Raw genomic sequence first — 12,712 nt, 5'->3', positions numbered from 1 at the left:
AATGTTTTATCCGTACTGAAATCATCTAGTGTACCTGCGTATTCAAAAATTCAAGCCGACGAGTAACTTCTGACTTCTCTGTTCTAAAATCAGGGTTGATTTTATTCTCTTCTATAGAAAATTTATACCCATAATTGCTAGAATTCAGAAGTACTATAGAATTTAAAATTAATAATGCTTCCGTTTCATACTGTGCAGTGTACAGGGCTTCAAGCATAGCAGGTGCAGGATTTGCCGCTTTGGTCAATCCTAAAAATTCAGCTGCTTTTACCCTATTAATACCTTCTTTATCATTTTTAGCAATTTCCTTAATAACCGGCGTCAACGCATTTACCTTGTCGCCAAAACTGCTACACACAATTAATGCCCAGTAGCGCTGCCATGGGTCCGTAGACCGTAGCTGTTTTTTTAATTCCGTCTGGGCTATTGCTGTGTCTTGCAACATTAAATTGGCGGTTTTTATATAGTTTTTAATATCCTTTTTATGAGCTCTTCCAAATTCTACAGGGTTATCAAAAGCATTTTGCACTAAATAAAACTCAGGATAAAAAGAAAGGTCTGGCATTCCTGAAACCCATTCGTTCAAAAGACCACGCATCTCTTTAAGAGTGGTTCCAAAATTGGAATCATTTGCCAAGTTTATAGTTTCGTATGGGTCATTTTCTACATCAAATAGCATTTCTGGAGCACGTGATTTGAAGAATGCCGATTGCAGCTCGTTCAGCTTCCCGTCTTCGTACATTTCTTTCCACTCCCTATAGGCAGCTTGTTGGTAACGATAGTTGTTCATTAACCCATCAAAATTATACGGGTTATAACTTCTTATGTATTTGTACTTCCCTTTGCGAACAGAACGCACCATATCATACTTTTCATCAAAACGGTCTGCGTAACCATAAGCCACGTTTTCTTTATCTAATTTTTTGACATCTACACCATTTCCAAAAACGGGTTTACCATCTATCTGCCCGGGTACTTGCACACCTGCTAAATTCAATACGGTTGGTGCCAAATCTATAAAACTCACAAAACGGTCTGTCTGACTTCCTATTTTTAAGTCAATTATATCTTTATAATTCTCAGGAATCCTAACAACCATAGGTACATGAAGTCCAGTTTCATACAAATACCCCTTACTACCAGGGAGTACTCCACCGTGATCACCGTAATAAAAAATAAATGTATTTTCCAATTGACCATCAGCTTCAAGAGCTTTAACTACTTCACCTAACTGGTTATCCATTTCAACCATTTTATCACGATAACGGGCATTTGTATAGCGAAAAAGTTCTGTGTCCGGGTGATTAGGCTGAACTGTATATTCATCAATATTTGCTGTAGTAGGTGCATCCTTCATATCACTTTCGGGAAAGTGAAGTCGAGATTCATGCGTAGTTCCTATATTATGCACATAGAAAAAAGGTTGATCTTGTTGACGGTTTTTCCAAGTGCCTTTTGAAGAAGATTCATTCCAAACCTTATCACTTTTTTCAAAATTATAATCTTCTTTACTATTGTTTACGGTGTAATACCCAGCATCACGCAAATATGCCGGAAACATACGCAAGGAGTCTGGCATAGGCACTAATTCTGTACGTCTGTGAAATTGTGCTCCCGTGCGTGGCGCATAACAACCGGAGATAATAGTTGATCGCGCTACACTACAAACCGGAGCATTAGAAAATACCCGATTAAATTGAACACCGTGTTTTGCCAGAGCCTCTATATTGGGCGTTTCAATTCCGTTTTTATCAAATAATTTTAGATAATGCTTTGAGTTATCCTCTGAAACAATCCAAACAATGTTAGGTGGTTTTTGATTTGTTTGCTCTTGCCCTTTGCACGCCACGTTGATTATTAAAACTAAGGCGGGTAGTATATACTTAATTTTCATTTCTTAATGTATCAATGTTTGGTTATGAATACAGATTGGTACTATTCTTCAAAAATGTCATTTATCTTTCTAATAGCCTGAAACTATCTGCCTTAATTGTAGAACAAAAGTCTTTTGTATAGAATTAGTTATGTTTTATAAGCCACATTTTAAAAATAATGCATGTGTAATTAATAAAAAGTTCTTTTGATGAAAATAACAATCAGATTTGACTACAGACTCCTTGTATAGTGGAACAAATGTTTAAAAGAATAAAACTTTTGATTTAAAACGGCAAAAACCAGTCAAAAATAATGCCTTCAATTAATTTTATTTGTTTCTTATAACTTCAATTCTTTTTCATAGTCTGTCTTGTCTATAAAATTTTAGATTATGTTTAAATCTATATCCACTTAAAACAAATAATTATTCGTACCAAACGTACATTCTCAAAATCCATGTTGCTTTCCAACGATATCTCACTAACCATAGGTCGTATATCGGCTATTGAAAGTTACGGACAAACCAATTTCAACCAAATTGGCCTTACTATATTGACCCTATTCTTCTCTTTGTTTGCTACTTCCCAAACAGAGACCTATTTTCAACATTTAGATAGTAATGACGGACTTTCACAAAATGACGTTCTTACTATTCACCAAGATACTTATGGCTACATTTGGATAGGTACCGATGATGGTCTAAACCGTTATGATGGACGTAACTTTAAAAAGTTCAAACCTTCTCCTAAAAACCCGTATTCTTTAAGTGGCAATTTAATAAGTACCATAGCGGAAGACTCTTTGGGCAACCTTTGGATTGGCACCTCTGGCTACGGCATTAATTTTTACAAAAGAAATACTGGTAAATTCTACTCCTTTATGACGGGGGAAACCAATACTAGCGGACTTGGTTCTGATTTTATAAAAGAGATAATTGTTGACTCCAAAAACAGGCTATGGATTAGGACCGATAAAAGCTTACAGGTCGCACAGAATGCATCTGATTTTGAAAATCTTAGCTTTAATTCCGTTTTTACTGAAAATCATCATATCCTTAAAGTAAAACCCACTGCATTGCTTGAAGATCAAGAAGGTGCCCTGTGGATCGGCACTCCTTCTGGAATTTTTAAAACTGACTCAAAAGACAATGGTGAGATTCCACAGTTCATGCAAGTATATAGAGACACAAATATGATACGGGCCATTACTCAAAGTCCATCTGGTCAAATTGTATTTGCTACCTCTAGTAGTACTTATTCCAGTATAGAGTCAAAAAATGGTCATGATTTACAATTCAAGAAAATAGGTGATCAATCCTTTATAAAAATGGTTGTTGACTCCAAAAATAGGCTTTGGGGCGGAACCAAAAACGGATTGGACAAATACCTCATAAAAGCAGACACTCTACTATTTAAAAAGCATCACGATAACAGTTTTGAAAATAAAGCAAGCCTGAGCTCCAACTACGTCCGGTCTTTACTCATAGATAAAACCGGGGTACTTTGGGTTGGAACTTTTGGAACAGGTATTAATAAATTAGACCTAAACGGCAAGCAGTTTAACCATTACTTGGGAGATTTACGTTCAGGAACATTAGGGCATAACATTGTAAAATCTATTTATGAAGACAGTAATGGCACGCTATGGTTTGGTTCTAGAGGTGGGTTAAGTATGCTGTTAAAAAGCGAAAGTGATAGTACTTTTACCCATTTTAGACAAATAAAGGAAATTAACTCTGCCTTTTTCATGAATGAAATTCAAATAGGTAGTCAAAAAATATTAGAGCTAGGTAACTCTGGTTCTCAAGGTGTCTACCAAATAGATATTACTACTCCTTCTGAAAATCCAAAAATAAAATTCAGTAATAAAACTGAATCTACGGTTTTTACTATGTGCACAGACAGGTTTGGGCAAGTTTGGTATGGCACTTATACCAAAGGCCTCTTTCGTGCAAAAGAAGCACCATATGAAACATTGGAAAATTTTGATAGTACTTATAATTTTTCAAGCAAAATCATCCGAAACATAATTGAAGACAGTAAGGGCAATCTTTGGGTAGGAACAGGAAAGGGTCTAAATAAACTCCCCGCAGATCAACTACAAGACGAAAATCCACAATTTAAATATTACTCCGTAATTGAAAATGACTCAACTAGCATAAGTAATAATTACATCCTACCTATTTTTGAAAGTTCAAAAGGTACCATCTGGATTGGAACATTGGGAGGCGGACTAAACAAACTCATTAATGATGAGACCACTGGTAAAGAATATTTTAAATCTTATACTGAAGCAGATGGCTTACCCAACAACGTAATAAAAAGTATTGAAGAGGATAATGAGGGTAATCTCTGGATATCAACCAACAATGGCATTTCAAAATTTAACCCTTTAAATGAAACGTTTAAAAATTATGATGTTGAAGACGGTCTACAGAGCAATGAATTTGAAGAATTAACCTCCTTAAAAAAATCTGATGGCGAACTTATTTTTGGTGGTGTAAACGGTTTTAATGCCTTTTACCCAAGGACTATAAAGCAAAACACCATTCCTCCAGAGATTCATATAGACCGTTTTTTATTGAATAACAAATTAGTGTCTCCCAACAAAAAAACAGACGGTAAAGAAATTTTAGACCATACTATTTTAACTTCAAATAAAATAAACCTTAACTATAACGAGAATAATATTTCATTGGGGTTCTCCGCGCTTCATTTTTCATCACCTAATAAAAACGAATATCAGTATCGGTTAAAAGGTTTTCAGGACGATTGGATAGAAGCTCCAAGTAATAGAAATTTGGTTACATACACCAATTTAGAACCAGGCACTTACAGCTTTGAAGTAAAAGCGGCCAATAGCGATGGATTTTGGAACTTAAAACCAGACGTGTTACAAATAATTATTGCTCCTCCTTTCTGGAAAACAACTTGGGCGTATGCCCTCTATACGTTCCTCGCCATTTTGCTCCTCTACGCTTTTGGTAAATTTACTTTGATTAGAATTGAGGAGAAACATCAACTTACGATGAACCACCTTACCAAACAAAAAGCAGATGAACTCAATAAAATGAAAATGGAGTTTTTTACCAATGTTTCACACGAGTTCAGAACCCCACTTTCCTTGATAAACGGACCTTTACAGTTCTTAGAAAAGAACAATGATATTATAGAGTCTAAAGAACGCTTAAACCAATATAGGCTCATGCAGAAGAACTCTTCTTTACTGTTACGCCTTGTAAACCAATTGCTAGATTTTCAGAAAATTGAACAAAAGAAAATGGTTCTTGAGGTGGGATATTTCAATATTCTGAAGAACATAAATGAGATTAAAGAATCTTTTGATTTCCTAGCCACTAACCGATCTATTCATTTTTCCTTTATTTCTGACCAAGACGAACTAATTACCTGGTTTAGCCCAGATGCATTAGAAAAAGTCATGAACAACTTACTTTCCAATGCCTTTAAATTCACACCAGATGGCGGTGAAATATCTATTGTATTAAGCAACGTATCCAAAGACATTGATAATCAAAAAGAAGAGTTTATTAAAATTGAAGTCAGAGATAATGGCAACGGTATTTCATCCTCAAGTCTAGAAAAAATATTTGACCGATTCTTTAATGACGACAGTGCCGAAAATAGAAACACCTATGGTATGGGCATTGGTCTTGCCCTAACTAAAAGTCTCGTGCAACGCCATCATGGGGAAATCATAGTAGAAAAAGGAACCAGAAAAGGAGCCAATTTTATTTTCTTCTTTCCAAAGAAATTTGATTTTTACAAAGACGATAAAATTATTGGGGCTGAATCTACAAAGGCAATGGTACACCCTAATTTAGACCACCTAAAAGAAGTGAATTTTGAAACGAAAGAAGGTGATGAGATGACTTCAGCTAATGAAAAACCCCTTCTTTTAGTAGTTGAAGATAATGCTGACCTGAGAACCTTCATTAAAAGCGGACTTTATAAAAAATATGAAATACTTGAAGCCGAAAATGGTCAACAAGGACTTGAGATATTAAAAGCACAAACACCTAATATTATCATTAGCGATATCATGATGCCTACTATGGATGGAATATCTTTCGCTAGAGAGATAAAAAAACAAGTAGAATACAATCATATTCCCATTGTTTTTCTAACTGCCAAAACGGACGACGACAGTCAACTGGAGGGTCTTAAAATAGGTGTTGACGATTACCTCACTAAACCTTTCAACTTGGAGCACTTAGAAGTGAAATTGAATAACATTATGAAGTACCGCAAAGACTTAAGAAGCTATATGCAGCGGGAAGTTTCACTTTCTCCTAGTGAAATTGAAGTTACTTCTCCTGATCAGGAATTTTTGAATCAGGTTATTGAACTGTTGGAAATGAATATTATGGATGCCGAGTTCAATGCAGAATCACTTACAGCTGCCCTTGCCATGAGCCGTAGTGCCGTTTACAATAAATTTAAAGAGTTTACCGGTCTTTCTACTGGCGAATTTATTAGACGTTTTAGATTAAAAAGAGCGAAGCAGTTATTGGAAACTACAGATCTTACTGTTAAAGAGATTCTCTATATGTCAGGTTTTAATACAGCCTCCTATTTTACCAAATGCTTCAAAAAAGTCTATGGAGAATTACCAAAAGAATACCAAGCATCAAGAAGGCAAGAGGTCAAACCTACAAACGAATCAATATCGTAGTTTTACAAATCCCATCCATCTTAATATCAATAGAAAAAATAAAATTCAGATTTAGTAAGCCTACTCATATAAACTGAGTTTATTCTTAAGCTTTATCATTTCTTCATTAGTTTGTTCTATCCGTTCCAAAAGCCGTGTAACGACCTCTACACCTTCAAGGTTTATATTTAAATCTGTGTGCAATCTCAGCATTTTTTCAGTCTTTGGAAGTTCTTCCAATGGTATATACAAACTATCACTACGTTCAATAATGCTAACAAGGCCATATTCGTTCAATTGAGTTATAACCGCTGTGGAAATACTATGGCCATTACAAAATTCGGTTATCGACACATATTCTTGTTGTTGCATAATCTTAGTTTTTAAGGGATGCTAATTGTGTGAATAGTACTTTCTCTTTATCAGATAAATTGGTAGGGGTTTGAATGTTATAAGTGATATAAAGGTCTCCGAACTGGCCTTCCTTTTTATAAATAGGAAATCCTTTACCTTTTAATTTCACCTTGGTGCCACTTTGGGTTTCTGGTTTAATTTTAAGTTTTGCTTTTCCATCAAAAGTATCAACTGTAATTTCACCCCCTAAAATTGCAGTATACAAATCAACGTCAACATCCTTATACAAGTTGTTTCCGTCTCTTTTAAATGACGTATTATTATCAATAATAAACTTTAAAAACAGGTCGCCTTTGGGGCCATTATTTCGACCCGGCCCACCATGACCTGGTATTTTTATGGTCTGTCCATTTTCGATTCCTGCCGGTATGGTAAGTCTAATATTCTTGCCATTAACAGTTAAGGTTTGTTTTTGGGTTGTAAAGGCATCACGAAGGTTTAAGCGCAACTGGGCATTGAGGTCTTGCCCTCTAAACCTAGTCTGCTGCCCACCTCTTTGCGAAAAACCACCTCCGCCACCAAACATAGATTCAAAGAAATCGGAAAAATCGCCACCTCCAAAATCTTGACCGTACTGCTGGCCACCACCTCGTGAACCGTGTTGCGCTTTTGCTTTCTCGAACTGTTCCGCATGCATCCAGTCTTTTCCATACTGGTCGTATTTTTTTCGGTTTTCAACATTACCTAAAACCTCATTGGCTTCATTTATCTCTTTAAATTTTTTCTCGGCCGCACTATCATTAGGATTTACATCTGGATGATACTTTCGTGCCATTTTCCTATATGCCTTTTTAATATCCTTTTCAGTAGCACTTTTAGTTACGCCTAATACTTTGTAATAATCTATATAATCCATCTTAAGCTCTATTTAAAGAATGACGCTAATTACACTATGAAATTAACCAAAAATCACCTCGAGGTCAACCCCTTAAAAGAATGTTTTTGATCCAAAAAAAAGATAAATAGGAATGAATGATAAAAGTCAGGTAAAAGGACCTTAAGTACAAAAAAACCATAGGTTCATAGTTTAAATTATGAGGGAACTACCTATGGTTAATTACAAAATTTAAAAAAAAACTTCTGATTACAGCTTTCTATACAATGCAACGCAAGAGTTGAAAATACCTATTGCTTTAAAGGTTTATAGATTCTTATCCAATCTACTTTAAATGTATTATTTTCTATATTAGAAAGCTCATTATCCGTAGGCGTACGCGTTTCAGACTGAAGTCCAGATGCTGGGGATGATCTCCACGTTTGATCTTCCGTATTGATAATGATATCCATTTCTTTACTGAGGCCTGTACGGGTATCTACTTCTGTATTTCCGGGGTCTGTTGTATTGGTAAAGTGTTTTGGGTCTATGATATCTTTTCCAGAAACGGTGCGCACTAATACTCCGTCTATATAATATTCTAAGTACCACGGGTTTTTCCAATACACGCCGTACGTATGAAAGTCTTGATTCCATACTGTGCCATCCTCAAACCAAGTTCCCGCATCTTTGGGTTGATAGTCCTGAAAAGGTTCCCTGATGAATACATGGTGACTAATGTGTATCTTTTTAGAAAAATAGGATTGTTCCTTTTGTGCACTTTCTGAATAATCCGCCCCGTAGGCCTCTAGAATATCTATTTCTTGAGTATCATCCGGGCTCAAAAGCCAAACGTCCGAGGCTAAAGTAGAGTTCATAACTTTTGCCCTTGCTTCTATATAAACAGGGTAAACTACCCTGGTCTTTGATGTAATACACCCCATGTTAATTTTATTGGAACTGGGTTTTCTTGTTGCCCACATCTGTAAATGACCATTTGCAACATAAGAAAGCTCCCTTTTCCATTCTGTTAGTCCGGGGCCCGCCCACCCATTATGATAAAAGTCATCCCATTTATCAAAAAATTCATCTCCCTTATTATCGCCTGGAGCATTGTACTCAAAGTCATCGGAGATTTCTTGAAATTCCCAAATCATACCAACACCGGCATCTGCAGGCACGGGAATATCTTTCCAGTCCACTACTTCTTTGACCACTTCTTCTGCGGCTTCAGACTCTATTTCCTGTTCTTCTTTTTTTTCGCCATCAACGGGCAACTCTGCTGAATTGTCAAATTTTGAACTAGTGCCACAACTATACAACAAGGCACAACATAAGAACAACTTAAGGTGGTTTAAGTACATGTTTTTAATGTTTCGTATTTATAAATGAATATTAAAATATGAATTGTATAAAAAGGGAGAATCTTTCAATTCTCCCTTTAACTCAAGCAAACAACTGTGTGGGGTTACGGTCGTACTTCTTTCTCTAGTATTGTGAAATTATCATAGTATACAGTCATATCAGTAGTTTTTTCTGCATTAGGTAAAATTCTCAGATAGAATTGTGATAAAGGTGTAGTACTTTGATAATCTACGGTATGCGTTTTCCATTCTCCTACTGGATGAGCAAAATTATTCCAAAATTGGAAACCCCAATTTTGCAATAAAAATAGACCTGTGCTTGATGTGCCATCTGCGCCTACAGCTCCTGGAGCAATATACATATCATAGGAAACGACATACGTTTTCTCGGCCTCAAAAATAATAGGATTTTCAAATGTTGCACCAGCCTCGGCATTATCTTGACCTGCAGCAATTTGTAACTTTAAACTATATGCCCCGGTTGCAGCTTGCTCCGTGGAGTATTCCGCAATTCCTTTATTACTCCAGAAAGGTACCCAACTATCTGCTCCTGTTTCTAATCCTGCAATAGCTTCAGGAATAAGATTTACGGTACTCATTAGTACAGGCTCATCTGTAAATGGTAATGCTTCCCTAGTATCCGTAGATTCTATAGTTCCACCTGCGTATGAAACTGTAATTACATCTGGCCTATAAATTGGAGCCGCTAATTTAATATCAAGCTTTGTGGCATCATTTACATTTACTCCTACAGAAGCTATTTCAAAAGCTTCACCATTTACCATGACCGTAAAGAACTCTTCTTGGCCACCAAAGGTTGTAAACTCTCCATTGTAAGGCACTTGAATAGTCTCATCTTCCTGTTCCCTTATATCTCCTGTTAATTCAAAAGGTTTAGAAGATGGTATAACTCTTATAGGGGCATTAACAACATAATTGGCAAAATCTCCCGGGATGTTCTGACCCGAACGGGAAAGGTTCATAGATGCTCTAAAACTACCCAATTTGTTGAAAGCTATATTGGCTGGAGAATCACCACTACTACTTACAATAGGATTTTCAGTAACTTCTTCTCCGGGTTTTAAAGCCTTAACTATATTCCATGAACGCCCAGTTGGCTCACCAATAGTAGATAAATCCGTAAATTCTAAAGTATTTCCAGCTTCAATATAAATAGTATCATTTGCTTCATGGTTTACCGTTACCTCTCCATTTCTTACTTTTATTACAGGTACCAATTTCGGATATACTTTAACCATGAATGTAGTATCAATGACATAGAGGTCTCCTTTTTTGACCGCCGCCATTTCATAATCTTCGCCTGCCCGATTTCCTTTAAAAGTCACCATTTCATTAAAAGTATTATACAGCCTAACTTTTTTCATTCCTGAGCTCTGAAAAAGTACATGCACCGTTTTCTCAAAAGAAGAAGTAACTCTCGGTTCAATAATAAATTGATCTAATATAGAATCTGTTCTATCAATTGGTCCTTCAAGAAAGACATCTGTACTCTCTATTTTCCATGAATGAGACTCCTCACCTTGAGAAAGATCCGTGAAAGACAAATAATCGTCTAAATTAATCTGAAGATCATCTGCTGTACCCTTGCTCGTATAAAACCCTACGTCCGAAAAAGGAAAAGGAGCCTCATATTCATTATCGTCACACCCTACGAACAGGATGGCCAAGACGGCTAATATTCTTATTGCGTTTTTCATTTTATACTTTTTAAATTTCTTGTTTTTGCATTTTATTTGTGAACTTTAATCAGAATTATACATTAATTACCCAACTGCGGGTTAGATATAATTTCTGTATTAGGCAAAGGCCAATAGGCATGCAATGCTGGATTATAGTTCGCCGCTGCTTCTTGAAATTCATTCCAATTCTCATCAATATCTGGGTCTCCAGCAGGAAGTTCTTTTACTATTGAAGCCCATCTGGTTACTTTTTCACCCTTTTCATCTAATAGTTCATAATGATCAGCAGTATATCTCTTTTGAGCAAGCTCTTGAAAGCGTTGTGCTTTTACGCCCCACCTTCTAAGGTCAATATTACGGTTACCATCTCCTTCTGCCGAAAGCTCCAATGGCAACTCTGTATACATTAAATGTTCCATTAACGTTTGTTCATCGTACATCTTATTGTCATGGTCATTGGCCGGAAATTCACCCGTACCGTTCAGGCCTAACAACTGAACACCCGATCTTCTTCGTACTCTATTAATGTAGACCAAAGCTTCGTCTACATTACCTAATTTTATTTGGCATTCTGCATACTGCAGATAAATTTCAGCCAAACGAATTAAACGCTCGTTCACACCTGATCTAACTTTTCCTGGAGATAATTCTTCTTCTGATCGTGTAATGTCCCAATTGGTGTGTTTTCTCCAAAAAGCAGTCATACGAACATTAAAGTTTGAAGCCTGCCCAGTTTCATCTCTTAAGTAGTATCCCATATCCTTATCATCAACTAAGGCTACGGACCATGATGTTCTTAGACTGAATTTTCTAAAACTTTCATTACCCTCTTCATCTATAATCTTGTTTCTTGAATCAGAAAAATCTAAGGGCTCATTTCTATATTTTAAAATCAACCAGTTAGCAACTACTGCTCCAAACCATGTACCAGCTCCACCAGTGAATTGTCTAACGTATGCTGTATTTGCAACGTCTCTACCATCCCAAGGACCTAATTCATTTTTAAATTCTAAAGAATAACCTACTTCTAGAATAGATTCTTCATTGAACTCGTCCATGGTGGTGAAATTACTCCCGATGTTCGGGGTTAAAGAATATCCAAAATTATCTATCAAACTTTTAAAAAGCACAGAGGCTCCTTCATAATCACCTTCATATAAGAAGGACTGTCCCAAGACTGCAATAGCAGCACCTGCCGTTACTCTCCCTTGGTCATTACCTTCCCATTTTATAGGTAAATTATCTGCGGCGAATAATAAATCTTCTATATAAAAATTCTTAACATCTTCAGCAGATGATACCGATTGATAAAACTCACTTTCTTCTATAGGTACAAAATCATAAATGGGCACTGCACCCCCATTATAAGAATTGTAAAGATTAAAATACATGTACCCCCTTAAGAACCGCGCTTGTGCTAGAATAATCAGCCCATCTTCTTTCTCTTTTTCCGTGGTGTAGGTTTCTTCTAAAGCAGCTGCTGCTTCAATAACTTGATTAGCTCTAAAAATTGCAGTGTAGTTTGCGCTCCACTTATTATTAGGCACAGAAGATGCATCATTAAAAACCTGTAAGTAATACTCATTTGTATTATTAGGGCGTTGGTATCCACTGGACCATGCTAAATCCGTTCTTGCAAGTTCGCCTACTAAATTTATTGTATTGGCATTGGCAAAACCTTTGTACGTAGCAATAAGCCCTTGCTCTAAATCTTTATTATCCTTCCAAAAAGTTTCTGTAGAAATTTGATTTGGATTGGTCTGTTCCAGAAAATCATCTGAACAGCCCAAAATTGCCAACATAGGTGCCAGTATAAAAAGTAGCCGTTTTGTTATCGTTGTTTTCATAACTCTTATTTTTTCATTTTTTTTATC

The 12,712-nt window shown here is 36.2% G+C and carries 7 protein-coding genes; 1 reads left to right on the top strand and 6 read right to left on the bottom strand.

Features of this window, described 5'->3' with window-relative positions; translation table 11 throughout:
• Nucleotides 1-25: 25 nt before the first annotated feature.
• Complete coding sequence (locus IWC72_RS13455) at nucleotides 26-1,894, bottom strand: sulfatase family protein (protein ID WP_194530099.1); 1,869 nt, start codon at nucleotides 1,892-1,894, stop codon at nucleotides 26-28.
• 437 nt (nucleotides 1,895-2,331) lie between these two features.
• Here IWC72_RS13455 and IWC72_RS13450 point away from each other — a divergent pair, with 437 nt between their 5' ends.
• Complete coding sequence (locus tag IWC72_RS13450; protein WP_194530098.1) at nucleotides 2,332-6,567, top strand: hybrid sensor histidine kinase/response regulator transcription factor; 4,236 nt, start codon at nucleotides 2,332-2,334, stop codon at nucleotides 6,565-6,567.
• A gap of 60 nt (nucleotides 6,568-6,627) precedes the next feature.
• Here the strand turns inward: IWC72_RS13450 and IWC72_RS13445 are convergent, their stop codons facing one another.
• From IWC72_RS13445 to IWC72_RS13425, 5 genes are all read right to left on the bottom strand, one after another.
• Complete coding sequence (locus IWC72_RS13445) at nucleotides 6,628-6,918, bottom strand: chaperone modulator CbpM (RefSeq protein ID WP_194526679.1); 291 nt, start codon at nucleotides 6,916-6,918, stop codon at nucleotides 6,628-6,630.
• A gap of 4 nt (nucleotides 6,919-6,922) precedes the next feature.
• Entirely contained in the window at nucleotides 6,923-7,816 is an 894-nt protein-coding gene (locus tag IWC72_RS13440) for a DnaJ C-terminal domain-containing protein (protein ID WP_194526678.1), read from the bottom strand.
• Nucleotides 7,817-8,085: 269 nt separating this feature from the next.
• Nucleotides 8,086-9,138 carry a family 16 glycosylhydrolase gene (locus IWC72_RS13435; RefSeq protein ID WP_194526677.1) on the bottom strand — a complete coding sequence of 351 codons (1,053 nt, stop codon included), beginning with the start codon at nucleotides 9,136-9,138 and terminating at the stop codon, nucleotides 8,086-8,088.
• A 104-nt stretch (nucleotides 9,139-9,242) separates the two neighbouring features.
• Nucleotides 9,243-10,856 carry a hypothetical protein gene (locus tag IWC72_RS13430; RefSeq protein WP_194530097.1) on the bottom strand — a complete coding sequence of 538 codons (1,614 nt, stop codon included), beginning with the start codon at nucleotides 10,854-10,856 and terminating at the stop codon, nucleotides 9,243-9,245.
• 62 nt (nucleotides 10,857-10,918) lie between these two features.
• Nucleotides 10,919-12,685, bottom strand: a complete 1,767-nt coding sequence (locus IWC72_RS13425; RefSeq protein ID WP_194526675.1) for a RagB/SusD family nutrient uptake outer membrane protein — start codon at nucleotides 12,683-12,685, stop codon at nucleotides 10,919-10,921.
• Nucleotides 12,686-12,712 lie beyond the last annotated feature (27 nt).

Origin of the sequence: Zobellia roscoffensis (assembly GCF_015330165.1) — a bacterium.
Taxonomy (GTDB): domain Bacteria; phylum Bacteroidota; class Bacteroidia; order Flavobacteriales; family Flavobacteriaceae; genus Zobellia; species Zobellia roscoffensis.
Note: the sequence above shows the minus strand (reverse complement) of the source record. Positions and strands in the feature narration are given on the sequence as shown.